Origin of the sequence: Pectobacterium atrosepticum (assembly GCF_000740965.1) — a bacterium.
Taxonomy (GTDB): Bacteria; Pseudomonadota; Gammaproteobacteria; order Enterobacterales; family Enterobacteriaceae; genus Pectobacterium; species Pectobacterium atrosepticum.
This window is the reverse complement of the sequence record NZ_CP009125.1, coordinates 4,259,281-4,284,838: the sequence shown is the minus strand read 5'-3', so window position 1 is coordinate 4,284,838 and position 25,558 is coordinate 4,259,281. Positions and strand designations below refer to the sequence as shown.

The following is a 25,558-nucleotide window of genomic DNA, read 5'->3' as shown; positions in this document are numbered from 1 at the left end:
ATTTGCCATGCCTGTTCGTTCCCCATCGTTAAGGTTTTATCTGGTTATTGGCCTGCTTCAGGGACTTTTGCTTGTTGCCGCGCTCGAAATGAAAGAAGGCGTTCTTCAGGCAATGTTGATAACGATGGCGACGGTTGGCGGAATCAGTCTGCAATGGCTGGAGCGTACGCTCTTCTTGAAAAAGACGTGGCTATTGGCCAGCGTGCTAACCGTGCTGATGACTGCAATCAGCGGCTGGGTTCTTTCTGAAAGTGGATTATTCCGGCTGCTGGATTCTTGGATATTGTGTGGCACTCTCCTCGGTTATATCGCCTGTACGTTTATTTGCTGTTGGCCAACCCAGGAAGGGCGATGGCCGTCCTATGAAGCACTCTGTAAACACGCTTGGATCGCTATTTTTACTGTGCTATTGGCCTGGCTATTAGTGCTGGTAGTCGTGCTGCTGCTCGTACTGTGCGGCATGCTGTTTAACATGTTGGGTTTCCCGCAGGTTAATAAAGTATTCGGTCATTATCGATTCTATATGCTGCTCTTGCCGGTGGTGTTTTCTATCGGCATGTATATCGGAATGAGCAAGGAAGCGGTGATTGGGTTGTTGCGTGGAATCCTGTTATCGGCGTGCCGTTTCTTGTTGCCGTTTAGTGCGTTGATCACGGTGGTTTTTACCTTGACGCTGCCTTTTAGCGGATTGGAGCCGATATGGAATACCGGTCGTTCCACCGTCATTCTGCTGTGCTTGGTGGGCGTGAACCTCTTTTTGATCAACTGCACGTCTCAGGATGATAACGAAGGGCGCACTTATCCGACGATGCTGCGCGTGCTGGTTAGTGTCAGCGTGCTGTGTCTGCCTGTTTTGGTCGCGTTGGCGGGCTATTCCAGCTGGCTGCGCATCGAACAGTATGGCCTGACGCCTTTCCGCTTTCAGTCGATCTTCGTGGTGGCAATCGTGATGCTTTACAGTCTGGCGATGGTGTGGGCTGTCATTCGTCGCTCAGATGTCTGGTTGGGACATTTGCGCACGAGCAATCCGCTGCTCGCTGCCGTCATCTGCGTTCTGGTGATATTGCTGCATACGCCGTTGTTAAACCCAGAGGCGTTTAGCGCGAGAAATCAGGTTCAGCGCCTGCTTAGTGGAAAAACGCCGGTCGATGAGTTCGATCTATGGGCGCTGCGCGATGAGCTGGGAACTGCGGGCAGGAAGCAGTTTATCTGGCTGAATAAAGAATTGGAGCAAGACCGAATACTGGATGCTACAGGGCGTCAGGCACTGCGCGATCGGTTGCAGGGGCGAGCAGCAAAAGTTCGTCCTGTTCAGGTTGAATGGGTGGGTCCGTTGGAAGACGGGGTTGAAAGCATGTTGCAGAGCAATAATCTGGGTAACCGATGCAGAGAGGAAGCTTGCCTGCTCTTTGCGATTGATTTGACGGGTGATGGCCATAACGAAGTGCTCATTTTTCCTCGGGCTGGCTGGGGAGGCGGTGGCAAGATCCTTGCTCGCGATGAAAAAGGACAGTGGCAGATTGCAGCCAACCTGTTTGGCACCATAGGTACGCAGCAGCTGATTGAGCTGATTAAGGACGGTGAGGTTGAGGTTGTTACGCCACGCTTCAAAACCGTCAGAATCGGCGACCAGAATATGGAGATCACGTATCCCTGATTCGGCGTCAAGTTAGGTATTACTTATTGATTCGATAAAGACAACGGATTGGTGATAGCGATCACATTTCTGTACTTTAGTCACATGCGAAAACACATGAGGATAAAGTGATGTCAGTAATTAATACCCAAGTTAAACCATTCAAAAATATGTCTTTCAAAGACGGTCAATTCATCGAAGTGACTGAGAAGAACATCGAAGGCAAATGGAGCGTGTTCTTCTTCTATCCGGCTGACTTTACGTTTGTCTGTCCGACCGAACTGGGTGATGTCGCTGACTACTACGACGAATTCCAACAGCGTGGCGTGGAAATTTACTCTGTTTCCACCGACACCCACTTCACGCACAAAGCGTGGCACAGCACCTCTGAAACCATTGGTAAAATTAAATACACCATGATCGGTGACCCAACGGGTCAACTGACGCGTAACTTTGAAAACATGCGCGAAGCAGAAGGTCTGGCCGATCGCGGTACGTTCATCGTTGACCCACAGGGCATCATCCAGGCAGTAGAAATCACGGCTGAAGGTATTGGTCGCGATGCCTCTGACCTGCTGCGCAAAGTGAAAGCGGCTCAGTACGTTGCTTCTCACCCAGGCGAAGTGTGCCCAGCCAAGTGGAAAGAGGGCGAGGCTACGCTGGCTCCTTCTCTGGATCTGGTTGGCAAAATCTAAGCTAACACCACGGAAAACATAGCTGTTTTGTCGGGTGCATTGCACCCGACTTTTATGGCCCGGCTCCTTTTCGGGCCAGCACCCTGCATGATTTTGCCTTTGTACCAATTTGCCTAATTAAGGACGACCGATGCTCGACAATACGATGAAAGTCCAGTTGAAAGCCTATCTGGAAAAATTAACCAAACCTGTTGAGTTAATTGCGACTCTGGATGATTCCGCTCAATCTGCTGAAGTCAGAACCTTGCTGACCGAGATCGCCGAGTTGTCTAATCAGGTAAGCTTTATTGAAAATAATACAGTGGTTGAAAAGAATGGCCAGCCAGCACGTAAGCCTTCTTTTTTGATTACTAATCCAGGCTCCCAAAGCGGCCCGCGTTTTGCCGGTGCACCGATGGGACACGAATTTACCTCCCTGATTCTGGCGTTATTGCAGGTGGGTGGACATCCGTCGAAAGAAGCGAAAGAATTACTCGATCAAATCCGTAATCTTGACGGTTCGTTCCATTTTGAAACGTATTACTCGCTGTCCTGCCACAACTGCCCGGACGTGGTGCAGGCGCTGAATTTAATGGCGGTTTTGAACCCAAATATCACCCATACCGCAATAGACGGTGGCGTGTTCCAGGATGAGATTCAAAGCCGTAATGTCATGGGCGTCCCCACCATTTTCCTGAACGGCGAACACTTCAGTCAGGGGCGGACAAGCCTCGCAGAGATTGTGACTAAAATCGATACCGGCGCGGGCGCTAAGCAGGTTGATAAGCTGAACCAGCGTGATGTCTATGATGTGTTAATCATCGGTAGCGGCCCAGCAGGCGCGGCTGCGGCGGTCTATTCGGCGCGTAAAGGCATCCGCACTGGGTTAGTCGGCGAACGCTTTGGCGGTCAGGTGCTGGATACCGTTGATATCGAAAACTATATTTCCGTCCCGAAAACGGAAGGTGCCAAACTGGCGACCGCGTTGAAGAGCCATGTTGACGACTATGATGTCGATGTTATCGACGCGCAGAGTGCAGAAGCCTTAATTCCCGGCGGCGAACCGGGTAAACCGCATCAGGTGATCACCGTATCCGGCGCGACGCTGAAAGCGCGTAGCGTGATCATTGCGACTGGCGCGCGCTGGAGAAACATGAATGTCCCTGGCGAAGATCAGTATCGTACGCGTGGCGTAACGTACTGCCCACACTGTGATGGACCGTTGTTTAAAGGCAAGCACGTCGCGGTGATTGGTGGCGGAAACTCCGGTGTAGAAGCGGCTATCGATCTGGCTGGCGTGGTGAAACATGTCACGCTACTTGAGTTTGCACCGGAACTGAAAGCGGATTCGGTATTGCAGGAGAAAGTACGTAGCCTGCCGAACGTTGATATCATCCTGAATGCGCAAACCACAGAAGTGAAAGGCGATGGACAGAAAGTGACGGGTCTGAGCTACAAAGATCGTATTACCGATGCGGTACACGATTTACCGCTGGAAGGGATCTTCGTGCAAATAGGCCTGTTGCCTAACACCCACTGGCTGGAAGGTACCGTGGCCAGAAACCGCATCGGTGAAATTGAGATCGATGCCAAGTGTGAAACCAGTGTGAAAGGTGTCTTTGCTGCTGGCGACTGTACTACGGTGCCGTATAAACAGATCATCATCGCGACGGGTGAAGGAGCAAAAGCGTCCTTGAGCGCATTTGATTACCTCATCAGAACTCGTGCGTAATATCGGCCTATGGGTGAGGGGCACATTCGCCTCTCTCCTGCTGCTCTGACGACGATCTTTACTTTCCGCGCGGCGATGTCTCATAAAAGAGACATCGCCGCGTTTTTTTTGCTTTTCATCGTAGAATTTTTCTTTTGATCATAAAAAGTAGAGCTCAGCCCTTGCCAAGGGACAATAAGAAATTCATAATGCTGGCCGCTCTGTGTTGTTGTCCGTTTTTACTCTCTACATAACACCGTATTTCGAGCGCTAGCGTTACCTCAATTCACATCATTTTTTATCAATTGATACAAAAAATAATATTCTTCTTAACAGACTTATCCACAGATTGTTTGCTGGTTATTTATTAATCACGCTATATTATTGATAAAATGCTATAGAATATCTTATTGATATTTATCCATAAATTTTACCTATAAAACGTTATAACGATCACTTGTACTTTTTGTGACAGTTGATTGGCAACGGTTTTTTTTATTTATGCACAGCGCGTACGACAAACTGATGACAACCCTTTGAGCCACTCACGCATCGCGCGGTAATCCTTTCTCTACTGCACGAATAAGTCGCTTTTTCTGCGTGGATTGGACGTCAATTTCCAGTGACGCGCGGCGTTCCAACTGCTGGTGAATCGCCCAGTGGATATGTTCATCCAACAGTTCGCTTTCACCCAGACGGGTTTGTAGTGCCAGCACGATACTATCCTGATAGGGTGCATTTCCCAGTGCGACGGCAATATTGCGTAGCCAGCGGAGATGTCCGATGCGCCGGATCGGCGATCCTTCCGTAATTCGCAGAAATTTCTCTTCATTCCAGCCAAATAATGCCAGCAGCTCCGGCGTATGCAGCACGGCACGTGGGCTGAAGTCGGCCTCGTCGGTGAGCTGTGAAAATCGGTTCCACGGACAAATAAGCTGACAGTCATCGCAACCATAGATGCGGTTGCCCATCAGCGGACGGAACTCTTCGGGAATCGGACCTTCCAATTCGATGGTCAGATAGGAAATGCAGCGGCGGGCATCAACGGTATAAGGTGCGACAATCGCGCCGGTTGGGCAGGTCGTCATGCAGGCGACACATCGGCCGCACTGTTCTTCCTGTGGCCGATCAACGGGCAGAGGTAAATCGATCAGCAGTTCACCGAGAAAGAACCAGGAGCCTGCTTCTCTATTTAGAATTAGTGAGTGTTTACCAACCCAGCCAAGCCCGGCTTTTGCGGCTAAAGGACGCTCCATAATGGGAGCAGAATCGACAAATGGGCGAAAATTCAATTCACCGCAGTATTCCTGAATCTGGTCGCCGAGCTTTTTCAGGCGCTGACGTAATAGCTTGTGGTAATCGCGACCCAGCGCATAACGGCTAACGTAGCCGAGTTCTGGGTTCTTTAAGGTACTCGCAAATGCCGCTTTGGCGGGCAGATAATTCATACGAACGCTGATGACGCGTAGCGTACCGGGCAGCAGTTCGTGCGGACGCGCCCGCAGCATGCCATGGCGTGCCATCCAGTCCATTTCTCCGTGGTACTGCTTATCTAGCCAAGCCTGAAGCCGAGGCTCTTCTGCGGACAAATCGGTGTCACAGATGCCGACCTGCTGGAATCCCAATGCCTGTCCCCATTGTTTGATGTGTTGCGCTAATTCATTGAGATCGTAGGGGTATGACATGATGGGCCACAGAAATAAACAAGACGCGCTGATGTTACCATATTCGCGCCGCAGAGCCGATGCTTGCTGAGATGCGCGGAATGCTGGCGGTCGTTTAGGTTGCTTGCTAATTTTAAGTCATTGTCATGAAAACTAAGAGCAAATGATGAAGGGTCACGATCGGAAGCGAGAGGGTGATTTGCCTGACTCGGTGTTTTACGCCGAATGGGTGCGCCGTGAAGAGGCTAGGGCAGCCCGCGAATCAGGGATTTCGCTGTGGGAACTCATGCAGCGTGCGGGAGAAGCTGCATTTGAGATGGCTCGCCAGTGCTACCCCTCGGCCCGACGTTGGCGGGTGCTGGCTGGACACGGCAATAACGGCGGCGATGGATATGTGGTTGCCAGTTTGGCGCTGGCGGCGGGCATGGCCGTGGATGTTGTTGCCTGCGCCAGCGATAAGCCGCTGCCTGCTGATGCCAATCTTGCTCGGCAGCGCTGGTTGGATCAAGGTGGCCGTGTTGAAGAAGTTCGTGCGCAGGATGATGTTGATACGCTGTGGCCGGAAGGGATCGAGCTCATTATTGATGGTTTACTGGGAACAGGCCTTTCTGCTGCACCGCGTGCACTTTATGCGGCGTTAATTTCTCAGGCGAATGCCTATCCTGCGCCCATTGTTTCACTGGATATTCCCTCTGGCTTACATGCTGAAACCGGTGCCTGCGCTGGCATCGCGATCTGTGCGTCGCAGACGGTGACGTTTATCGCGCTGAAACCGGGGCTACTGACTGGCCGTGCCCGTGAACAGGTTGGGAAACTTAATTATCACTCTCTGGGATTGCAAGCGTGGCTGAACGATCAAACCGCGCCGATACGGCGACTAACTGCGGCGCAGCTTCCCGAATGGCTGACGCCGCGTTCAGCCGGACAACATAAAGGGGATAACGGCAGGTTGCTGGTGGTGGGGGGAAATGCGGGTTTAGGTGGTGCGGTATTGATGGCTGCCGATGCGGCGCTACACAGCGGCGCAGGCTTAGTGCGAGTACTTACTCACAAACAGTACCAATCGGCGTTTCTGACGGTGCGACCCGAGTTGATGGTGCAAGAATTGACGACAGATACGCTGCGGAAAGGACTCGAATGGGCTGATGTCGTGGTGATTGGGCCGGGTTTAGGGCAGGATGAATGGGCTAAAAACGCGCTACGTTTGGCAGAAAATTGTAACAAACCCATGTTATGGGATGCGGATGCACTCAACCTGCTGGCAATCAATCCGCATAAGCGGCAGAATCGCGTGCTGACACCTCACCCTGGCGAGGCGGCACGTTTACTGAATTGCCGAGTGTCTGATATTGAAAGTGATCGCTTACTTGCGGCCACAAAGCTGGTAAAACGCTATGGTGGCGTTGTCGTATTAAAAGGTGCGGGAACGGTGATTGCCAGCGAAAAAGAAGAGGTCGCTATTGCTGATGTGGGAAACCCCGGCATGGCGACAGGTGGCATGGGTGATGTGCTGTCGGGTATCGTTGGTGGTTTGCTGGCGCAAAAGCTCTCGCTGTATGATGCTGCTTGTGCTGGGTGTGTCGTACACGGTGCGGCGGCCGATTGGCTGGCTGCACAGCGCGGTACCCGAGGTATGCTGGCAACCGATTTACTGCCTGTGTTGTTCCGCTATGTGAATCCCGAGCTGATGTTTCCAGAGCCGATATTTTTAGAACAGTAGATATTCTTAGAACAATAGAATGAAAAAAATAGTCTTACTTCTGCCTGATGAGGCAGCAACCATTTCATTAGGCACTGCGCTGGCGAAAGCCTGCGATGGTGCTTGTGTTATCCATCTTTATGGCGATCTCGGTGCCGGGAAAACGACGTTTAGTCGTGGATTCCTACAGGCGCGCGGTCATCAGGGCAATGTCAAAAGCCCCACTTATACGCTGGTAGAGCCTTATGCGTTATCGCCACTGACCGTCTATCACTTCGATCTCTATCGACTGGCTGACCCGGAAGAGTTGGAGTTTATGGGGATTCGCGATTATCTGACGCAAGATGCCATTTGTCTGATTGAATGGCCGCAGCAGGGGGCAGGCGTGCTGCCCGATGCGGATATCGAGCTGCATTTGCGCTATCAGGATGAGGGCCGACAGGCTGAGCTGTCTGCAGTCTCCGCGACGGGAGACGCGATGTTACAACGTTTTTCTCTTCAGCCAGGAACAACAGAATCATGATGAGTCGTATGGTTAAGCTGTTCATCGGCATATGGCTGTTGCTAGCAGGATCGGCGTGGGCGGCCAATTTGTCGGATATCAAGGTGGACAATGCGTCAGGTCAGGCCACGGTGCGTCTGAGCTTTAGCGGGCAGCCTATTTATGCTTTTTTCCCGCTCAGCAACCCGGCCAGAGTGGTCATCGATATTCGCCAGACCGGCGTTATTCAGGGGTTGCCGTTGGATTTCAGCGGGCAAAATCTGATTAAGCGTGTGCGTACCAGTAATGCTCAGGACGCACAAAGCCTGCGTCTGGTACTGGATTTGACTCAGGCAGCCAAGACACGAGCGGTTACGCAAAAAGAAGGGGCTGGATACGTTGTTGTTTTCACCATCGCCGGTGATAAAGCGAAAACGGTACAAGCTTCAGCGCCTCCTGCTACACGGCAGCAAAATAGCGCGCCAGCAGAACCGGCAAAAAACCCGTTTATCAACAAACCGACTGTTGTCGTAAATAGCAGTTCGTCGTCTACCCGAGTACCAGCCCGACAGAGTAATGAACGGATCGTTGTGGCGATTGATGCCGGCCACGGGGGACAAGATCCTGGTGCGATTGGCACGAACGGGCTGCGGGAGAAAAATGTCACCATTTCTATCGCTCGTAAGTTACAAACTTTACTGAATAACGATCCTGCCTTTAAAGGCGTATTAACGCGCGACGGTGACTACTTTATCTCCGTCATGGGGCGTTCAGATGTGGCGCGTAAGCAGGGTGCGAACCTGTTAGTGTCGATTCATGCGGATGCCGCGCCGAACCGTAATGCCAAAGGCGCGTCTGTTTGGGTGTTGTCCAACCGCCGGGCGAACAGCGAAATGGCAAACTGGCTGGAACAACATGAGAAACAGTCTGAACTGTTGGGTGGGGCGGGCGATCTGCTAGCGAACAGCAGCGCGGATCCTTATCTCAGTCAGGCGGTGCTGGATCTGCAATTTGGCCACTCCCAGCGGGTCGGATATGACGTCGCGACCAAGGTGCTGCGTGAGCTCCAGCGCGTCGGGGGGCTGCATAAACGACGCCCTGAGCACGCCAGTCTGGGCGTATTGCGCTCGCCAGATATTCCTTCTCTGCTGGTGGAAACCGGGTTTATCACCAATGTCTCGGAAGAGCGACTGTTGGGGAGTAACGACTATCAGGAAAAAATCGCCAATGCGATTTATCAGGGGCTGAGGGGGTACTTCCAGACGCATCCGATGCAATCTGTTCCCAAAAACGCTCTCCCAAAGCAGGAAAGCCGGCCTCTACAGCCGGCGGCAAATGATACAGCGGCATCGGACAGCAGCGTAACGGTGGCGAAAACGAGTGCGGGCAGCACGCGTCATACCGTCGCACGTGGCGAAACACTTTCTTCCATTGCCCGGCGTTATAGCGTCAGTCTCGCGGCTATGCGTGATGTGAATAAGCTGAATAAAGACATCGTCTGGGTTGGACAGCGTTTGAATATTCCGGCGACAGGGTCGAAGCAGACGGCATCAACGCCTGTTCCCAAAAAGGCAGCACCGGTGAAGCATAAGGTCATAAAGGGTGATAGCCTGAGTGCGATTGCTGCGCGTTACGGTGTCAGCATGAAAGAGATCCAGCAGGCGAATAATATGCGCTCCGGTTCGGTACAACTGGGGCAAACGCTGATTATACCGTCCGCCTGATTCTTCATGCTGGCGATGTCGATAGATTGAGGATAGTAAGAGGGATACGCCATGCCGATTCAGGTGCTGCCACCGCAGTTGGCTAACCAGATTGCCGCCGGAGAAGTGGTTGAGCGTCCGGCTTCGGTCGTGAAGGAGCTGGTGGAAAACAGTCTGGATGCAGGGGCGACCCGAATTGATATCGACATAGAACGCGGCGGTGCGAAACTGATCCGCATTCGTGACAATGGTTCGGGCATCGGAAAGGATGAATTAACGCTAGCGCTGGCGCGTCATGCGACCAGTAAAATTGCCACGCTCGACGATCTGGAAGCGATCGTTAGCATGGGGTTTCGTGGCGAAGCGCTGGCGAGTATCAGTTCCGTCTCCCGTTTAACCCTCACATCACGTACAGCCGAACAATCCGAGGCCTGGCAGGCCTACGCCGAAGGGCGCGATATGGCGGTGACGGTCAAGCCAGCAGCTCATCCTGTGGGCACCACGCTGGAAGTGCTGGATCTGTTTTACAACACGCCCGCCCGCCGTAAATTTATGCGCACGGAAAAAACCGAATTCACCCATATTGATGAGGTCGTGCGCCGCATTGCACTGGCACGTTTCGATGTCGCCATCACGCTGCATCATAACGGTAAGCTGATGCGGCAGTATCGTGCAGCACCGGATAAAAATCAGTATGAACGCCGTTTAGGCAGTATCTGCGGTGCGACCTTCTTACAGCATGCGCTCGCGGTGTCATGGCAACACGGCGATCTCACCATTCATGGCTGGGTTGCCGATCCGGTTGGAGCGAAACAGCTGCCTGATATGCAGTATTGCTACGTGAACCAGCGCATGATGCGCGATCGGCTCATTAATCATGCTATCCGGCAGGCTTATCAGGATCAGCTTAGCGACGAGCAGCAGCCCGCCTATGTTTTGTATCTGGAAATTGACCCGCATCAGGTTGATGTCAATGTTCATCCTGCCAAGCAGGAGGTGCGGTTCCATCAGGCGCGATTGGTGCATGATTTCATCTATCAGGCCGTGATGTCCGTTCTACAGCAGGCCTCTGCGCCACGGCTTGATATGACAGAACCAGAGACCGGAAAGCCCGTGCAATGGCAGCAGGAAAATCGTCCTGCCGCAGGCGAAAACCATTTTGCCCAGCCGCCGCGTACCACTAATTCGCCGTCGTATAGCGGGAAAGCACCGCGCACAGGTCAGGCGCGAGAATCCGCGAATTCGGGCTACCAGCCGGAGAATCCGTATCAGAAAAAGCAGGATGAGTTGTATAAAGCACTGCTGCAACCGACGGATAATGGAGCAAGTACACCGCCGTCTGGCATTGCTGCGCCATCCACGGTATTACATGATTCGTGCCCGAATCGAACCGCGACGAACACAGCAGCCAGCAATAATAAGCAACGCGCGCTGGTTGAGTCACCGCTGGAAAGTCAATCGACTGGGTTTGGGCGAGTACTCACGGTTTATCCACCGTGCTACGCGCTGTTGGAGTACCATAAGGGGTTAGCGATACTGTCGCTTCCCGTTGCTGAACGCTATCTAAAAGTCGTGCAGTTGACGCCATCCGAAGAGGGCCTGCGGGCACAGCCGTTACTGATTCCGCAGCGCCTGACGCTGAGTAAATCTGAACTGAACGTCTTGTCTACTCATCACACTTTGCTGACGCGTTTTGGTATTGATGTATTCGTTGAGTCACAGCGAGCCACATTGCGTGCCGTACCTTTACCATTACGCCAACAAAATTTACAAAACTTGATCTCTGAACTGATAGGCTATCTGGCCGACTATCAGACGGTTGAGACACAACAAGTGGAACCTGACGCGTTGGCGTCGTGGATGGCAACGCGATTGCAGAGCGAGCAGGAAAACTGGAGCCATTCTCAGGCCATACAATTACTGGCGGATGTCGAGCGGCTTTGTCCGCAGTTGGCGAAAACGCCGCCGTCTGAACTTTTATATATGATGGACATCCATGATGCCATCAAGGCTTTAAAGCATGAGTGATGTAGAAAACGCGTCGTTGCCGCCCGCCATTTTTATCATGGGGCCGACGGCGTCAGGAAAAACGGCATTGGCGATGACGCTACGAGAATATTTGCCGGTAGAGTTGATTAGCGTAGATTCCGCCCTCATCTATAAAGATATGGATATTGGGACGGCGAAACCGAGTGCGGATGAGCTGGCACGGGCACCGCATCGGCTAATCGACATTCTCGATCCGACGGAGTCCTATTCTGCGGCCGATTTTCGCCGCGATGCGCTACGTGAAATGGCGGACATTACCGCTGCCGGGCGCATTCCCCTCTTGGTGGGGGGGACGATGCTGTATTTCAAGGCGCTGCTAGAGGGGCTTTCTCCTCTGCCACCAGCCGATGCCGCAGTGCGCCAGCGCATTGAAGAGCAGGCAAAAGAAATCGGTTGGGAAGCGATGCATCGGCAGCTTAGTGAGATCGATCCGACAGCGGCAATTCGGATTCATCCAAATGATCCGCAGAGACTCTCGCGAGCACTGGAAGTTTTTTTCATTTCAGGTAACACTTTAACTGAACTGACAAAAACGTCTGGCGACGCGCTGCCCTATCAGGTTCATCAGTTTGCTATCGCTCCGGCGATGCGTGAATTGTTGCATCAGCGAATTGAACAGCGTTTTCACCAGATGTTGGCGGCGGGTTTTGAGACAGAAGCCCGGGCATTGTTTGCCCGGCACGACCTTCATACGGATATGCCCTCTATTCGTTGCGTGGGTTATCGCCAGATGTGGTCATATTTATCCGGTGAAATTGATTACGATGAGATGGTTTATCGGGGAGTTTGTGCGACGCGTCAGTTGGCGAAGCGGCAAATGACCTGGCTGCGCGGTTGGGATGATGTCTGCTGGCTGGATAGCGAAAACCCGACTGAGGCACTGGACAAGGTAATACAGGTTGTTAGTGCATAGGTTGAGTGATTGTGTACAATCGGTGAGTCTCAGCGTGCAAGTTTTTTACACCGTTATTTTAGAGCCGTTGGGCTCTTTGTTACAAACAACATACAAATAAGGAAAATATAGAATGGCTAAGGGGCAATCTTTGCAAGATCCGTTCTTGAACGCTTTGCGTCGTGAACGTGTTCCGGTTTCGATTTATTTGGTGAACGGTATTAAGTTGCAAGGTCAGATCGAGTCTTTTGATCAGTTCGTGATTTTGTTGAAAAACACGGTAAGTCAGATGGTTTATAAGCACGCCATCTCTACAGTTGTTCCCTCTCGCCCAGTCTCTCACCATAGCAATAATCCAGGCGGCAGCAACAACTATCACGGTAGTAACACGACTGCTCAGCAGCAGTCGCAGGATGCTGATGACGCCGAATAAGGCGTATTGTCAATTCACCACGGCGCGGGAGAGCTGGACGCATCGCTCGGCTCCTTCGCTGTGGTGTTTTTTGCTCGTTTGAGAGGTTACTCGCTTGTTTGACCGTTATGAATCAGGTGAACGGGCCATATTAGTTCATGTTTTTTTCTCGCAAGATAGAGATACTGACGATCTGCTGGAGTTTGAATCTCTGGTTTCTTCTGCCGGTATTGAGTCCTTGCAGGTTGTTACTGGTAGCCGTAAGGCTCCTCACCCCAAGTATTTTGTCGGGGAAGGCAAAGCCGAAGAAATTGCTCAGGCAGTAAAAGAAACTGGCGCGTTTGTCGTGCTGTTTAATCATGCGCTGACGCCTGCTCAAGAACGTAATCTAGAGCGTTTGTGCGAGTGCCGAGTGATCGATCGTACCGGATTGATTTTAGATATTTTTGCCCAGCGTGCGCGTACTCACGAGGGGAAATTACAGGTAGAGCTTGCACAGTTGCGCCACCTTGCAACCCGACTGGTTCGCGGTTGGACGCACCTTGAACGCCAGAAAGGCGGTATCGGTTTGCGTGGCCCAGGTGAAACCCAGCTTGAAACCGACCGTCGTTTATTGCGTAATCGAATCAGTCAGATACTGTTGCGTCTCGAACGGGTAGAAAAACAGCGTGAACAGGGGCGCCGGTCACGAGTTCGCGCCGATGTTCCCACTGTTTCGCTGGTGGGCTATACCAACGCGGGTAAATCCACGCTGTTTAACAAGATTACATCGGCGGGCGTCTATGTCGCCGATCAGTTATTTGCCACACTGGATCCAACATTGCGCCGCATTCAAGTGGATGATGTCGGTGATACAGTGCTGGCGGATACCGTAGGTTTTATCCGACAGTTACCCCACGATTTGGTGGCTGCGTTTAAGGCTACATTACAGGAAACACGTCAGGCCTCACTGCTACTGCACGTTGTTGATGCCGCCGATCCTCGTCTTGACGAGAATATCGACGCGGTTAATGACGTGCTGGCGGAAATCGAGGCGGATGAAATACCTGCGCTGTTGGTAATGAACAAGATTGATATGCTGGATGATTTCGTTCCGCGTATCGATCGCAACGAAGAGAATCTACCGATACGTGTCTGGCTTTCAGCACAGACAGGTGACGGTATTCCGTTGCTATTTCAGGCATTGACTGAGCGGCTTTCCGGGGAAATCGCACAATATACCTTGCACCTTCCCCCGCAGGCAGGACGCTTGCGTAGTCGTTTTTACCAGCTTCAGGCAATAGAAAAAGAATGGATTGAAGAGGATGGGCAAATTGGTCTGGTTATTCGTATGCCGATTGCTGACTGGCGCCGCCTCTGCAAAAAAGAGCAGGAACTGATGGACTATATTGCCTGACTGGCAAAAAACAGTCTGAACGGCGAAATAGTTTGACGGACTCTGGGATATTGAACCTGAAGAACACCTATCATAAAGAATGGAGCTAAAACATGGCGTGGAATCAGCCCGGTAATAACGGACAAGACCGCGACCCGTGGGGGAGCAGCAGCAATAATGGCGGCAACTCTGGCGGAAATAACAATAAAGGTGGCCGAGATCAGGGGCCACCGGATCTGGACGACATCTTCCGTAAGTTGAGCAAAAAACTCAGCGAACTGGGTGGTGGAAAAGGTTCTGGCTCAAGCAATAGCGGAAATTCTGGCGGCCCAGCACTGGGTGGCCGGATCGTCGGTATCGCTGCCGTCGCTGCGGTTGTCATCTGGGCCGCTACTGGTTTCTATACCATTAAAGAAGCCGAACGCGGTGTCGTAACACGCTTTGGTAAGTTCAGCCATTTGGTTGGGCCAGGTCTTAACTGGAAACCAACCTTTATCGACTCTGTTCGCGCGGTGAACGTTGAGTCGGTACGCGAACTGGCGACGTCGGGTGTGATGTTGACATCGGATGAAAACGTCGTACGCGTTGAAATGAACGTACAGTATCGTGTCACACAGCCTGAACAATATCTGTTCAGCGTAACCAATGCTGATGACAGCCTGCGTCAGGCAACTGACAGTGCGCTGCGCGGCGTTATTGGTAAGTACACGATGGACAAAATTTTGACGGAAGGCCGTACCATTGTGCGTACGGATACCCAACGTGTACTGGAAGAGACCGTTCGTCCGTACAACATGGGGATCACGCTGCTGGACGTCAACTTCCAGACCGCACGTCCGCCGGAAGAAGTGAAGGCCGCGTTTGATGATGCGATTGCTGCGCGTGAAAATGAACAGCAATATATTCGTGAAGCGGAAGCGTACGCGAACGAAGTACAACCGCGTGCCAACGGTCAGGCCCAACGTATTCTGGAAGAGTCTCGCGCTTATAAAACCCGTACCGTTCTGGAAGCTCAGGGTGAAGTCGCCCGTTTTGCCAGAGTATTACCGGAATATAAAGCGGCACCGGAAATTACCCGCGAGCGTTTGTATATCGAAACGATGGAACGCGTGCTGAGCCATACTCGTAAGGTTCTGGTCAATGACAAGGGGAGTAACCTGATGGTGCTGCCGTTGGATCAGATGCTACGCGGGCAAGGCGGTGAAAATACGCAAAGCAACAGCAGCGCTAACCCACTGCGTTTGCCTAGTAACAGCACCGGTGCAGCGAATAGCACCCAAACGCGCAGCAGTAACAATGGAAATATCATGGATCAGCGCAAAGCAAATGCGCAGCGTGATGACTTCACTCGAGTAGGGAGAGAATAATCGATGCGTAAGCCCTTACTATTTATCCTGATCCTGGTACTGATGGTGGTCTATGCGTCACTGTTTGTGGTGCAGGAAGGCCAGCGCGGCATTGTGATGCGTTTTGGCAAAGTATTGCGTGATGACGAAAACAAGCCGCTGATTTATGTACCGGGATTGCAGTTCAAGGTTCCGTTTATCGACTCAGTGAAAATGCTGGATGCACGTATCCAGACTATGGAAAATCAGGCTGACCGCTTTATCACTAAAGAGCAGAAAGACCTGATTGTCGATTCTTACCTCAAATGGCGTATCAGCGATTTCAGCCGCTACTATCTGGCAACGGGCGGTGGTGACATCTCTCAAGCTGAAGTGCTGCTGAAACGTAAATTCAGTGACCGTCTGCGTTCTGAGATTGGTCGTCTGGATGTGAAAGGCATTGTGACCGACTCACGTGGTCAACTGATGTCTGACGTGCGTGAAGCGCTGAATACCGGTACCGGTGAAACCACCGAAGCCGATAATGCGATTGCTTCTGCCGCTGCGCGTGTTGAGAAAGAGACGACGACCAACGAACCTCACATCAACCCTAACAGCATGGCTGCGCTGGGTATTGAGGTTATCGATGTGCGGATTAAGCAAATCAACCTGCCAACCGAAGTGTCTGACGCAATTTACCAACGTATGCGTGCAGAACGTGAAGCGGTAGCGCGTCGCCACCGTTCACAAGGCCAGGAAGAAGCAGAAAAGCTGAAAGCGACGGCAGACTATGAAGTTACCCGTACACTGGCTGAGGCCGAGCGCCAAGGGCGTATCACCCGTGGTGAAGGGGATGCTGAAACGGCTAAACTGTTTGCGAACGCATTCAGTGAAGATCCTGATTTCTATTCTTTCGTTCGTAGCCTGCGCGCGTATGAAAGTAGCTTCAGTAATAATCAGGACGTGATGGTTCTCAGCCCGGATAGCGACTTCTTCCGCTACATGAAGTCACCGGATAGCAGCATGGCACCACGCCGCTGATAGTCATTAACTGACGTCTTTCATCAAGCCCGGGTTATTTCTCCGGGCTTTTTTTTGTCATTTTCTGGCAGAGATCACTCAAAGGGTTTGGTTCTGCTCGTACTCGAAGCAGGAAAAGGGGCTGTTATGAATTCAACGATTTGGCTGGCGCTCGGGCTGGTTTTGGTACTTGAAGGGCTGGGGCCGTTACTGTTTCCTCGTCTCTGGCGGCGTATGATTTTGGGAATAGCACAGTTACCAGATACGATTTTGCGCCGTTTCGGCGGAGGAATAGTCGTTGCAGGGTGCGTGATCTACTACATGTTGCGTAGCCGGATGGGTGGCTAAAATTAAGCTGAAAAATGTGCGCAACCGTGTGCTAAAAGTACTGAAAGCATCCAAATGAGATGGTAGAATCCTTTTTTAAGCAACCTGGTGATTCTTGAAATGGGTAAGAACGTCGTCGTACTGGGCACCCAATGGGGTGACGAAGGTAAAGGCAAGGTCGTTGACCTGCTGACTGAACGGGCTAAATATGTTGTGCGCTATCAGGGTGGTCACAACGCTGGCCACACGCTGGTTATCAACGGTGAAAAAACCGTCCTTCATTTAATTCCTTCTGGCATTCTGCGTGAAAATGTTGTCAGCATCATCGGTAACGGTGTTGTGCTGGCGCCTGACGCATTGATGAAAGAAATGACGGAGCTTGAAGCGCGTGGCGTCCCGGTACGCGAACGCCTGCTGCTTTCTGAAGCCTGTCCGTTAATCCTGCCTTATCACGTCGCATTGGATAACGCGCGTGAAAAAGCGCGTGGCGCGAAAGCAATTGGTACGACGGGTCGCGGTATCGGTCCTGCGTATGAAGATAAAGTTGCTCGCCGTGGCCTACGTGTTGGCGATCTGTTTGATAAAGAAACCTTTGCCGTCAAACTGAAAGAAATCGTCGAGTACCATAACTTCCAACTGGTTAACTACTACAAAGTTGATGCTGTCGACTACCAGAAAGTTCTGGACGATGTGCTGGCGATCGCTGACATCCTGACGGCTATGGTCGTTGATGTTTCCGATCTGCTGTACAAAGCGCACCTGCGTGGCGATTTCGTCATGTTTGAAGGCGCGCAGGGTACGCTGCTGGATATTGACCACGGTACCTATCCGTACGTGACCTCTTCAAATACCACTGCGGGCGGCGTTGCCACCGGTTCTGGCTTGGGTCCACGTTATGTCGATTATGTGCTGGGTATCGTTAAAGCCTACTCTACCCGTGTGGGTGCAGGTCCATTCCCGACTGAGCTGTTTGAAGAAGTGGGTGAGCATCTGTCTCAGAAAGGTAACGAGTTTGGTGCGACTACGGGTCGTCGTCGTCGTACTGGCTGGCTGGATGCGGTTGCTGTGCGTCGTGCGGTACAGATCAACTCGCTGTCAGGTTTTTGCCTGACCAAGCTGGATGTTCTGGATGGTCTGAAAGAGATTAAGATCTGCGTCGGCTATCGTTTGCCGAATGGCACTGAAGTGGATACTACTCCGCTGGCTGCTGAAGGTTGGGAAGGTCTTGAACCCATTTACGAAACTGTGCCGGGTTGGTCTGAAAGCACATTTGGCGTGAAAGATCACAGCAAGCTGCCGCAGGCTGCGCTGAATTACATCAAACGTATCGAAGAAATTACTGGTGTGCCGATTGATATTATTTCAACTGGCCCAGATCGCAGCGAAACGATGGTGTTGCGCGATCCGTTCGACGCTTGATTTCATCACCTTTAACTGGTGATGCGCATATGAAAAAGGACGGGAATCCCGTCCTTTTTGCTATCTACCGTTTAGCCGTCGTAGAGCAGTGACGGTTTCTTACAGTGATTCTTGAGCGTCTTTCACCTTCTGCTCTTTTTTCTTCAGGCCTTCCAGCAGTTTATTGTGAATGTTACTGAACCCGCCGTTGCTCATGACCAGAATATGGTCGCCTGGTTGTGCGGTCTTGACGATGTTTTCTACCAGCGTATCAATATCCGCGCTCCAGTGAGCGGGCTGTACACAGGCTTCCGCAACTTCTACGACCTGCCACGGAATATGCGTCGGCTGAAAGAGGAATACTTCATCGGCACGGCCTAATGATGGAGCCAGTTCGTTTTTGCACATCCCCAATTTCATGGTGTTCGAACGAGGTTCCAGTACGGCCAAAATACGGGCTGTACCACCCACTTTGCTGCGTAGTGCCGACAGCGTAGCCAGAATTGCGGTAGGGTGGTGTGCAAAATCGTCATAAACTGTGACGCCATGCTCCGTACCGCGTAACTCAAGGCGACGGCGCGCGTTGATAAATCCACCCAGCGCGCGGCAGGCATCTGCGGGTAGTACGCCGACGTGATGTGCGGCAGCGATGGCCATCAGCCCGTTGTGCATGTTGTGTTCGCCCACCAGTTTCCAGTGGACTTCACCGACGAGTTCATTGTTCAGGTAAACCTGATATTGGCTGGCATCGATGGCCACTTTCTGTGCCCGCCAAACGCCTTCTTCGCCGACCAGTTCCTGTTCACTCCAGCATCCCATCGCCATCACCTGTTTGAGAGTAATGTCGTTGGTTGGCAGGATGATCTTCCCGCTGCCGGGCACCAGTCGAACAAGATGGTGGAACTGTTTCTGAATGGCTTTCAGATCGTCAAAGATGTCGGCGTGATCGAACTCAAGGTTGTTGAGTACCAGCGTTCTTGGACAGTAATGGACGAATTTGGAGCGTTTGTCGAAGAAGGCACAGTCGTATTCATCGGCTTCAAGCACCATGAACGGGCTGTCACCCAATCGTGCGGAAACGGTGAAGTTGCCGGGAACGCCGCCGATCACAAAGCCGGGCTGGTAACCGCAATCTTCCAGAATCCAGGTGACCATCCCTGCCGTGGTTGTTTTGCCATGCGTTCCCGCAACGGCAATCACCCAGCGATCGCGCAGTACATAATCATGCAGCCACTGTGGACCGGAAACATAGGGTAGCCCCTGTTCCAGTACGGCTTCGACGCACGGGTTTCCGCGCGTCATCGCATTACCGATGATGACTAGGTCGGGGGCGGGAGAAAGTTGTGCGGGGTCGTATCCCTGAATCAGTATGATTCCCTGCTCTTCAAGTAAGGTACTCATGGGAGGATAAACATTCGCATCTGAGCCCGTGACGTCATGCCCCAGCGAGCGTGCGAGTAGGGCAAGGCCACCCATAAAGGTGCCGCAGATACCTAAAATATGAATACGCATACATTTTCCATCTTCACTGTGAGTCTGCGTCACATTCTAACGCTATGAATCCGCCATAAGAAATGGATTTGACTAGGTACTCACTTTCTCTTTGGGCTACACTGCATGCGCAAACGTTGGCGGTGCAGAAATGAAACCGCTTTTCATCCGTAGATTTTGGAATAGTGTTATGAAAACGTTAGGCGAATTTATCGTCGAAAAACAGCACGATTTCTCTCACGCCACAGGTGAGCTTACCGCGCTGCTGTCTGCTATTAAACTGGGCGCCAAGATTATTCACCGTGATATCAATAAAGCAGGTTTGGTTGATATCTTGGGTGCCAGCGGTATTTCTAATGTTCAGGGCGAAGTGCAGATGAAGCTCGATCTGTATGCCAATGAGAAACTGAAAGCTGCATTAAAAGCGCGTGGTGAAGTAGCAGGTATCGCTTCTGAAGAAGAAGACGAAATCGTCATCTTTGAAGGTGATAAGGCAGAAAACGCTAAATATGTGGTTCTGATGGACCCGCTGGACGGCTCGTCGAATATTGATGTGAACGTCTCTGTCGGTACGATTTTCTCTATTTATCGCCGTATTACGCCGCTGGGAACCTCCGTCACGGAAGCTGACTTCTTGCAGCCGGGTAGCCAGCAGGTTGCTGCGGGCTACATCGTTTACGGTTCTTCCACCATGCTGGTGTACACCACGGGTCACGGCGTTCACGCTTTTACCTACGATCCGTCGCTCGGTGTATTCTGCCTCTCGCATGAAAAAGTTTGCTTCCCAGAAAAAGGGAATATGTATTCCATCAACGAAGGAAACTACATCAAGTTTCCTTCCGGCGTGAAGAAATACATCAAATACTGTCAGGAGCAGGATGAAGAGACGCAGCGTCCTTATACGTCGCGTTATATCGGTTCACTGGTAGCGGATTTCCATCGTAACCTGCTGAAAGGCGGGATTTACCTGTATCCGAGCACGGCGAGCTATCCGAAAGGCAAACTGCGTTTGCTGTACGAATGCAACCCGATGGCATTTCTGGCGGAGCAGGCGGGTGGTAAGGCTAGCGACGGTAAACACCGCATTCTGGATATCACGCCAGAGAAACTGCATCAGCGCTCACCGTTCTTCGTGGGAACAGAATCCATGGTTGATGACGTCGAACGTTTCATCCGTGAATTTCCAGATGCTTAATTAGCACTATTCCGTGTTGTCGGGTTATCTGCCAACGCGGGATGACTTCTTATGGCGTGCTGCCCAGTACGCCATCTTTGTGGTCCATCGCAAACCGCGTTTTTTAATGTTGTGCTTCGAACCAGCTTTCCAGAATAATCACCGCAGAAGCCGCATCTACGCTACCTTTATCCAGCGCTTTAAAGCCGCCGCGTTCGAAGAGATCGGCACGTGCTTCCACTGTACTCAGCCGTTCATCGTGTAGCTCAATAGCGACGCCGAAACGACCATGCAGTCGATTAGCAAATTTCCGCGCCCGTGCCGTCAGCGGTTGCTCGGTGCCATCCATGTTAAGCGGCAGGCCGACGACGACCAGATCTGGCTGCCATTCTGACAACAGCTTCTCCACTTTTTGCCAGTCGGGTATCCCTTCCTGCGCTTTGAACGATGTCAGTGCACGTGCCGTCCCGGTAATTTCCTGACCGATTGCCACGCCGATACTTTTTGTCCCAAAATCAAAGGCAAGAAGGGTTCTGTTGCTCATCAGGCATGTCCTGCTTCGGTGGAGATATTATGAATATCGATGCCCAACTTTCTGGCAGCCGCTCGCCAGCGTTCTGCAATGGGCGTGTGGAACAGAATATCTTTATCGGCCGGCGTCGTCAGCCAGGCATTCTCTAGCAGCTCTTCTTCCAACTGCCCGTTCTCCCAGGCGGAATAGCCTAAGGCGACCAGCGTATTTTTCGGCTGTTTGAGGGTGCCTAACGTTTCCAGCACGTCTTTTGAGGTGGTGATCATGGTGTCCTCAGAAATACTGATGCTGGAACCAAAGTCGGAGCAGGGCGTATGCAGGATAAAGCCACGGTCATCCGCCAGTGGGCCACCGATAAAAACGGGCTTATCTAACCGTATGGCAGGATCGCGCGGTGTTGGATCTATTTTTAGCTTTTCCAGCACATTCTCCACAGAAAACTGATCCATCGGTTTGTTGATGATCAGCCCCATGGCTCCGTCTTCATTATGTTCGCAGATATAGACCACCGAACGTTTAAATACAGAGTCCTGTAGTGCTGGCATAGCAATGAGGAAGTGATGCTGTAAATTCATTGTGTATTTTTATCGATATTCGTCAGCGTTGGAGAAACGGCCCGTGTTGCACGGGCCGGATGGCGTATCTGGTGTCTTTTGTATTAGTGAGTACGTGCAGCCAGACGTTTTTCAATGGCGTCCATCAGCATGCCGGTGATAGAAACATCCGGGTAGGCAGCTTCGATTTCACGCACGCAGGTCGGGCTAGTGACGTTAATTTCTGTTAGACGGTCACCGATGATGTCCAGACCGACGAAAATCAGGCCTTTCGCCTTTAACGTCGGGGCGACGTCGCGGGCAATTTTCCAGTCGCTTTCGGTCAGCGGACGCGCTTCACCGCGACCACCGGCGGCCAGATTACCGCGTGTCTCACCGCTTTTAGGGATACGTGCCAGACAATAAGGAACGGGTTCGCCATCGACTACCAGCACGCGCTTGTCGCCATCTTTAATCGCAGGCAGGTAGTTTTGCGCCATGCAGTAGCGGCTGGCGTGTTCAGTCAGGGTTTCGATGATGACTGAGACGTTGGCGTCATCCTGCTTCAAACGAAAAATAGATGCGCCGCCCATGCCGTCGAGCGGTTTGAGAATAACGTCGCCGTGTTTTTCATGGAACTGACGCAGTTTGTCTGCGCGACGCGTAACGAGCGTATCGGGTGTTAGATGTGGGAACCAGGCGGTGAAGATCTTCTCATTGCAATCGCGCAGGCTTTGCGGCTTGTTGACGATCAGCGTGCCTTTCTCTTCCGCGCGTTCCAGAATATAGGTGGCGTAGATGAACTCCGTATCGAACGGTGGATCTTTACGCATCAACACTACATCCAACTCTTCCAGTGCAATATCCTGCTCGCCGGAGAAATCGTACCAGCCGTCGTAATCGTACTGGACGCTCAGGCGACGTGTTGTTGCACGCGCGACGCCAGCGTGCATATAAAGATCGTTCATCTCCATATAATGCAGTTCCCAACCACGGCGCTGTGCTTCCAGCAGCATGGCAAAGCTGGTGTCTTTCTTGATATTGATGGTGTCAATCGGGTCCATCACGATACCGAGTTTGATCATTCTTTTCTCCTTTACCCCAAATCGCCGAAACGTACCTGTAAGGCGGTCATGGCGGTGAGTGCAGTGGTTTCTGTGCGCAAAACGCGTGGCCCCAACAGGATATCAGTGAATCCATGTTCTGAGGTCATGGTAATTTCAGTGGCGGTGAGCCCGCCTTCCGGGCCGATCAGTAGTCTGACCCGATCTATCGGCAGCGGCAGCGTATTGATGCTTTGTGTGGCGCGCGGATGCAAATTTAATTTCAGCGCGTTGTCTTGCTCTGCACACCAGGCTTCCAGCGTCATCGCTGGCCGAACCAGCGGCACACAGTTACGGCCAGATTGTTCACAGGCGGCAACCGCGATTTTTTGCCACTGGCTAATTTTTTTCTCCATACGGTCTGCATCCAGTTTGACGCCACAGCGTTCAGAAAGCAGTGGAGTAATAACATTGACGCCCAGTTCGATGGATTTCTGAATGGTAAACTCCATCTTTTCGCCGCGCGACATCACCTGTCCCAGATGCAAATGTAGAGGCGATTCTTTATCTTCCAACTTACCTGCTGTGAAGCTAACGCGCACACTCTTTTTTCCAGCCGCGATGATTTCTGCATCAAAGACATGGTTGCTGCCATCAAACAGCTGCAATGACTGACCGGTATTCATGCGTAACACGCGACCAATATGGTTGGCGGCATCGTCGCTTAGTTCGGCTTCACCGCCGTTAAGGGGGAGCGTCTCGGGATGAAAAATGCGTGGTACTCGCATACTGAATTAAGACCTTTGAATGAAATTAATCGGCACAGTAGTAACGCCAGAAATAGGTAAAACCACCGTCATTTAATAGTGGCCGAGTACGCTGAGCGGTGATAATGGGTAGATCGTAAAGACGCTGCAAGTACGTCCCTGTAAGCTCGGATTGCGCCATCCATGGCGCAAACGCTTTACTCTTCAACCCCATTACCCCCGTTCTCGTTCCATAAATAGATTTGTCAACAGTCTGAACCACCGTCATTTGACGGTGGTTACGCTGGAAACTGATTCGCTATAGTAGGTAGACGAACTAGCGCTGGCAAGCCTGTTGAACGTAGGGATTTGGGTTTCCCTGCTTTGCGGCGATGCGTTGATTGCGGGTACATTCCCACTGCGTGACGGGGTATTGCTTATCCCAGGCTTCGAACAGCTGAGTCTGCTGGCTGGAAAGGCGTAACTGATAGCGGTCGCGCATGTAGAAATAGGTACGAGCGATCTGGCCGCGGGCGCGAGCTGGCGGTTCTGCCAGATTGTTTTTGAAGTCGACCTTCATCTCGCATTGACCATATTGGGATGCACCGCCGTTCCACTGCCCATACATGGCATTGCCGCGATCGCCGTTGACCTCGCCGATAGCGGGTTGCAGGTTATGCAAATCCGTTTCTATCTCTCGGTAGACGGGGTCGCTGTTACAGTTCTTTCTGCCGCCATCCTGCCAGCATTGGCGTTGGTGGCCGAACTGCCAAGCGGGCACAACATGCTCCCACTCAATACGGCTGGCACGTTGTTCATTCTTTCTGACCTGATAGCCGCAGGACTTAAGATCGGGTGTGCCTTTCTTGCCCTGCCACGTAATCTTACAGCCGCAGTAGAACGAACCCGGTGCGTCCCGATTAATTTCGACAGCGGCGGCTTTTGCCTGCGAAAAATTATTGATGTTTTGGCTCAGCGCGGCAGCTGAAAATAGACCCGCGCCAACGGCGGCGATAGCGAGAATTTTGCGTACCATATTCCAAATAATCCACAGGCAGTAAAGTTGGCAGACTACCGGATGTCTCGTCGGCAGGCAAATGCAAAAGCAGTTTTTAAAACTGGAAATTTCCTTTTAAATAGAACTTTTTACATCATGACGTAAGGTTTTCCCGCAACGACGGCAGCGATATTCTGTTTCGCCGCGCAGCACCCGATTGTGTCGACGGATCGTGAGCTCATGCCGTTGGCAATCGCAGAGGTAGGTGAAGGTCTTCCCCTGCACGGATTGCACTGCAAACCGATGCGTGCGCTTCGCCGGAACGTGCAGGACGTTTTCCATCATCCAACGCCACTCTTTGCCGTGGGGGGCGACACGGCCAAAGCGCGCGTAGACCAGCAGATGGGCCAGCTCATGAGGAACGACTTCATCGATAAAGGTTTGCTGGTTTTCCTGCAACAAAACAGGATTCAGCCGAATTTCCCAGTGTTGTAGCCACGCCGTGCCTGCCGTAGCGCCGCGCTGCTGGTAACTTACCGCGGGTTCGGTGTAGTCCGTCTGCAAGGTGAGGTTGGCCTGCTGCAACTTATCACGCAGACAGCGCATCACAGCCTGATGGCTGGCAATGGGAATTCGGGGAGTGTTCATTTCTGTGAGCATAAATTGAGTGGCAGGG

The 25,558-nt window shown here is 52.0% G+C and carries 23 protein-coding genes; 15 read left to right on the top strand and 8 right to left on the bottom strand.

What is annotated here, in order from left to right; translation table 11 throughout:
- Nucleotides 1–7 precede the first annotated feature (7 nt).
- The 3 genes from GZ59_RS18900 (at nt 8) to ahpF (ending at nt 4,042) form a co-directional block, all read left to right on the top strand.
- Nucleotides 8–1,657 (top strand): DUF4153 domain-containing protein, encoded by a 1,650-nt coding sequence (locus GZ59_RS18900; RefSeq protein WP_039293852.1) that lies wholly within the window; start codon nt 8–10, stop codon nt 1,655–1,657.
- 110 nt (nt 1,658–1,767) lie between these two features.
- Nucleotides 1,768–2,331, top strand: a complete 564-nt coding sequence (ahpC, locus tag GZ59_RS18895) for an alkyl hydroperoxide reductase subunit C (protein WP_011095436.1) — start codon at nt 1,768–1,770, stop codon at nt 2,329–2,331.
- Between the two features lie 130 nt (nt 2,332–2,461).
- Nucleotides 2,462–4,042, top strand: a complete 1,581-nt coding sequence (ahpF, locus tag GZ59_RS18890) for an alkyl hydroperoxide reductase subunit F (protein ID WP_039293848.1) — start codon at nt 2,462–2,464, stop codon at nt 4,040–4,042.
- A gap of 524 nt (nt 4,043–4,566) precedes the next feature.
- Here ahpF and queG read toward each other — a convergent pair.
- Entirely contained in the window at nt 4,567–5,706 is a 1,140-nt protein-coding gene (gene queG, locus GZ59_RS18885) for a tRNA epoxyqueuosine(34) reductase QueG (protein WP_039293845.1), read from the bottom strand.
- 142 nt (nt 5,707–5,848) lie between these two features.
- Here queG and nnr point away from each other — a divergent pair, with 142 nt between their 5' ends.
- The 11 genes from nnr to GZ59_RS18830 all read left to right on the top strand — a co-directional run bounded on the left by nnr (nt 5,849) and on the right by GZ59_RS18830 (nt 18,387).
- Entirely contained in the window at nt 5,849–7,405 is a 1,557-nt protein-coding gene (gene nnr, locus GZ59_RS18880; protein ID WP_039293842.1) for a bifunctional ADP-dependent NAD(P)H-hydrate dehydratase/NAD(P)H-hydrate epimerase, read from the top strand.
- Nucleotides 7,406–7,424: 19 nt separating this feature from the next.
- Nucleotides 7,425–7,907 (top strand): tRNA (adenosine(37)-N6)-threonylcarbamoyltransferase complex ATPase subunit type 1 TsaE, encoded by a 483-nt coding sequence (gene tsaE, locus GZ59_RS18875; RefSeq protein ID WP_011095432.1) that lies wholly within the window; start codon nt 7,425–7,427, stop codon nt 7,905–7,907.
- The gene (amiB, locus tag GZ59_RS18870; protein ID WP_039293839.1) at nt 7,904–9,589 is read left to right on the top strand and encodes an N-acetylmuramoyl-L-alanine amidase AmiB; all 1,686 of its coding nucleotides are present in this window, start codon (nt 7,904–7,906) and stop codon (nt 9,587–9,589) included. Before tsaE ends, amiB begins: the two co-directional genes overlap by 4 nt.
- Nucleotides 9,590–9,640: 51 nt before the next feature.
- Nucleotides 9,641–11,596, top strand: coding sequence for a DNA mismatch repair endonuclease MutL (mutL, locus tag GZ59_RS18865; protein ID WP_011095430.1), 1,956 nt, complete (start codon nt 9,641–9,643; stop codon nt 11,594–11,596).
- Nucleotides 11,589–12,530, top strand: a complete 942-nt coding sequence (gene miaA / locus GZ59_RS18860) for a tRNA (adenosine(37)-N6)-dimethylallyltransferase MiaA (RefSeq protein ID WP_011095429.1) — start codon at nt 11,589–11,591, stop codon at nt 12,528–12,530. The genes mutL and miaA overlap by 8 nt, the downstream gene beginning before the upstream one ends.
- Nucleotides 12,531–12,642: 112 nt before the next feature.
- On the top strand, nt 12,643–12,942 hold the full coding sequence (hfq, locus tag GZ59_RS18855) for an RNA chaperone Hfq (protein WP_005973057.1): 300 nt from the start codon (nt 12,643–12,645) through the stop codon (nt 12,940–12,942).
- A 94-nt stretch (nt 12,943–13,036) separates the two neighbouring features.
- The gene (gene hflX / locus GZ59_RS18850; protein ID WP_011095428.1) at nt 13,037–14,317 is read left to right on the top strand and encodes a ribosome rescue GTPase HflX; all 1,281 of its coding nucleotides are present in this window, start codon (nt 13,037–13,039) and stop codon (nt 14,315–14,317) included.
- A 92-nt stretch (nt 14,318–14,409) separates the two neighbouring features.
- Nucleotides 14,410–15,663: an FtsH protease activity modulator HflK gene (gene hflK / locus GZ59_RS18845; RefSeq protein WP_011095427.1), complete on the top strand. Its 1,254-nt coding sequence runs from the start codon at nt 14,410–14,412 to the stop codon at nt 15,661–15,663.
- Between the two features lie 3 nt (nt 15,664–15,666).
- Nucleotides 15,667–16,662 carry a protease modulator HflC gene (gene hflC / locus GZ59_RS18840; RefSeq protein ID WP_011095426.1) on the top strand — a complete coding sequence of 332 codons (996 nt, stop codon included), beginning with the start codon at nt 15,667–15,669 and terminating at the stop codon, nt 16,660–16,662.
- Between the two features lie 126 nt (nt 16,663–16,788).
- Entirely contained in the window at nt 16,789–16,989 is a 201-nt protein-coding gene (locus GZ59_RS18835; RefSeq protein WP_010285804.1) for a DUF2065 domain-containing protein, read from the top strand.
- Nucleotides 16,990–17,088: 99 nt separating this feature from the next.
- Nucleotides 17,089–18,387, top strand: a complete 1,299-nt coding sequence (locus GZ59_RS18830) for an adenylosuccinate synthase (protein WP_011095425.1) — start codon at nt 17,089–17,091, stop codon at nt 18,385–18,387.
- 99 nt (nt 18,388–18,486) lie between these two features.
- Here the strand turns inward: GZ59_RS18830 and mpl are convergent, their stop codons facing one another.
- Complete coding sequence (gene mpl, locus GZ59_RS18825) at nt 18,487–19,878, bottom strand: UDP-N-acetylmuramate:L-alanyl-gamma-D-glutamyl-meso-diaminopimelate ligase (protein WP_011095424.1); 1,392 nt, start codon at nt 19,876–19,878, stop codon at nt 18,487–18,489.
- Between the two features lie 169 nt (nt 19,879–20,047).
- Here mpl and fbp point away from each other — a divergent pair, with 169 nt between their 5' ends.
- Nucleotides 20,048–21,052: a class 1 fructose-bisphosphatase gene (gene fbp, locus GZ59_RS18820; RefSeq protein ID WP_011095423.1), complete on the top strand. Its 1,005-nt coding sequence runs from the start codon at nt 20,048–20,050 to the stop codon at nt 21,050–21,052.
- Between the two features lie 103 nt (nt 21,053–21,155).
- On the opposite strand, the gene ruvX is transcribed toward fbp, so the two are convergent.
- The 6 genes from ruvX to GZ59_RS18790 all read right to left on the bottom strand — a co-directional run bounded on the left by ruvX (nt 21,156) and on the right by GZ59_RS18790 (nt 25,530).
- Entirely contained in the window at nt 21,156–21,575 is a 420-nt protein-coding gene (gene ruvX / locus GZ59_RS18815; protein WP_011095422.1) for a Holliday junction resolvase RuvX, read from the bottom strand.
- Nucleotides 21,575–22,138, bottom strand: coding sequence for a YqgE/AlgH family protein (locus tag GZ59_RS18810; RefSeq protein ID WP_011095421.1), 564 nt, complete (start codon nt 22,136–22,138; stop codon nt 21,575–21,577). The genes ruvX and GZ59_RS18810 overlap by 1 nt, the downstream gene beginning before the upstream one ends.
- Nucleotides 22,139–22,221: 83 nt before the next feature.
- Nucleotides 22,222–23,181, bottom strand: a complete 960-nt coding sequence (gshB, locus tag GZ59_RS18805) for a glutathione synthase (protein WP_011095420.1) — start codon at nt 23,179–23,181, stop codon at nt 22,222–22,224.
- Nucleotides 23,182–23,192: 11 nt separating this feature from the next.
- A complete protein-coding gene (gene rsmE, locus GZ59_RS18800) occupies nt 23,193–23,927 on the bottom strand; it encodes a 16S rRNA (uracil(1498)-N(3))-methyltransferase (protein ID WP_011095419.1) in 735 nt (244 codons plus the stop codon).
- A gap of 295 nt (nt 23,928–24,222) precedes the next feature.
- A complete protein-coding gene (endA, locus tag GZ59_RS18795; RefSeq protein WP_011095418.1) occupies nt 24,223–24,921 on the bottom strand; it encodes a deoxyribonuclease I in 699 nt (232 codons plus the stop codon).
- A 96-nt stretch (nt 24,922–25,017) separates the two neighbouring features.
- Complete coding sequence (locus GZ59_RS18790) at nt 25,018–25,530, bottom strand: SprT family zinc-dependent metalloprotease (protein ID WP_011095417.1); 513 nt, start codon at nt 25,528–25,530, stop codon at nt 25,018–25,020.
- Nucleotides 25,531–25,558: the final 28 nt, after the last annotated feature.

Excerpts from the sequence above, each read along its gene's own strand:
- gshB (WP_011095420.1), bottom strand. The coding sequence starts at position 23,181 with ATGATCAAACTCGGTATCGTGATGGACCCGATTGACACCATCAATATC.
- mutL (WP_011095430.1), top strand. The coding sequence starts at position 9,641 with ATGCCGATTCAGGTGCTGCCACCGCAGTTGGCTAACCAGATTGCCGCC.
- miaA (WP_011095429.1), top strand. The coding sequence starts at position 11,589 with ATGAGTGATGTAGAAAACGCGTCGTTGCCGCCCGCCATTTTTATCATG.
- GZ59_RS18790 (WP_011095417.1), bottom strand. The coding sequence starts at position 25,530 with ATGAACACTCCCCGAATTCCCATTGCCAGCCATCAGGCTGTGATGCGC.
- mpl (WP_011095424.1), bottom strand. The coding sequence starts at position 19,878 with ATGCGTATTCATATTTTAGGTATCTGCGGCACCTTTATGGGTGGCCTT.
- hflC (WP_011095426.1), top strand. The coding sequence starts at position 15,667 with ATGCGTAAGCCCTTACTATTTATCCTGATCCTGGTACTGATGGTGGTC.
- GZ59_RS18830 (WP_011095425.1), top strand. The coding sequence starts at position 17,089 with ATGGGTAAGAACGTCGTCGTACTGGGCACCCAATGGGGTGACGAAGGT.
- GZ59_RS18900 (WP_039293852.1), top strand. The coding sequence starts at position 8 with ATGCCTGTTCGTTCCCCATCGTTAAGGTTTTATCTGGTTATTGGCCTG.
- GZ59_RS18835 (WP_010285804.1), top strand. The coding sequence starts at position 16,789 with ATGAATTCAACGATTTGGCTGGCGCTCGGGCTGGTTTTGGTACTTGAA.
- rsmE (WP_011095419.1), bottom strand. The coding sequence starts at position 23,927 with ATGCGAGTACCACGCATTTTTCATCCCGAGACGCTCCCCCTTAACGGC.
- queG (WP_039293845.1), bottom strand. The coding sequence starts at position 5,706 with ATGTCATACCCCTACGATCTCAATGAATTAGCGCAACACATCAAACAA.
- GZ59_RS18810 (WP_011095421.1), bottom strand. The coding sequence starts at position 22,138 with ATGAATTTACAGCATCACTTCCTCATTGCTATGCCAGCACTACAGGAC.
- nnr (WP_039293842.1), top strand. The coding sequence starts at position 5,849 with ATGATGAAGGGTCACGATCGGAAGCGAGAGGGTGATTTGCCTGACTCG.
- fbp (WP_011095423.1), top strand. The coding sequence starts at position 20,048 with ATGAAAACGTTAGGCGAATTTATCGTCGAAAAACAGCACGATTTCTCT.
- ruvX (WP_011095422.1), bottom strand. The coding sequence starts at position 21,575 with ATGAGCAACAGAACCCTTCTTGCCTTTGATTTTGGGACAAAAAGTATC.
- endA (WP_011095418.1), bottom strand. The coding sequence starts at position 24,921 with ATGGTACGCAAAATTCTCGCTATCGCCGCCGTTGGCGCGGGTCTATTT.
- hfq (WP_005973057.1), top strand. The coding sequence starts at position 12,643 with ATGGCTAAGGGGCAATCTTTGCAAGATCCGTTCTTGAACGCTTTGCGT.
- ahpC (WP_011095436.1), top strand. The coding sequence starts at position 1,768 with ATGTCAGTAATTAATACCCAAGTTAAACCATTCAAAAATATGTCTTTC.
- ahpF (WP_039293848.1), top strand. The coding sequence starts at position 2,462 with ATGCTCGACAATACGATGAAAGTCCAGTTGAAAGCCTATCTGGAAAAA.
- hflK (WP_011095427.1), top strand. The coding sequence starts at position 14,410 with ATGGCGTGGAATCAGCCCGGTAATAACGGACAAGACCGCGACCCGTGG.
- tsaE (WP_011095432.1), top strand. The coding sequence starts at position 7,425 with ATGAAAAAAATAGTCTTACTTCTGCCTGATGAGGCAGCAACCATTTCA.
- amiB (WP_039293839.1), top strand. The coding sequence starts at position 7,904 with ATGATGAGTCGTATGGTTAAGCTGTTCATCGGCATATGGCTGTTGCTA.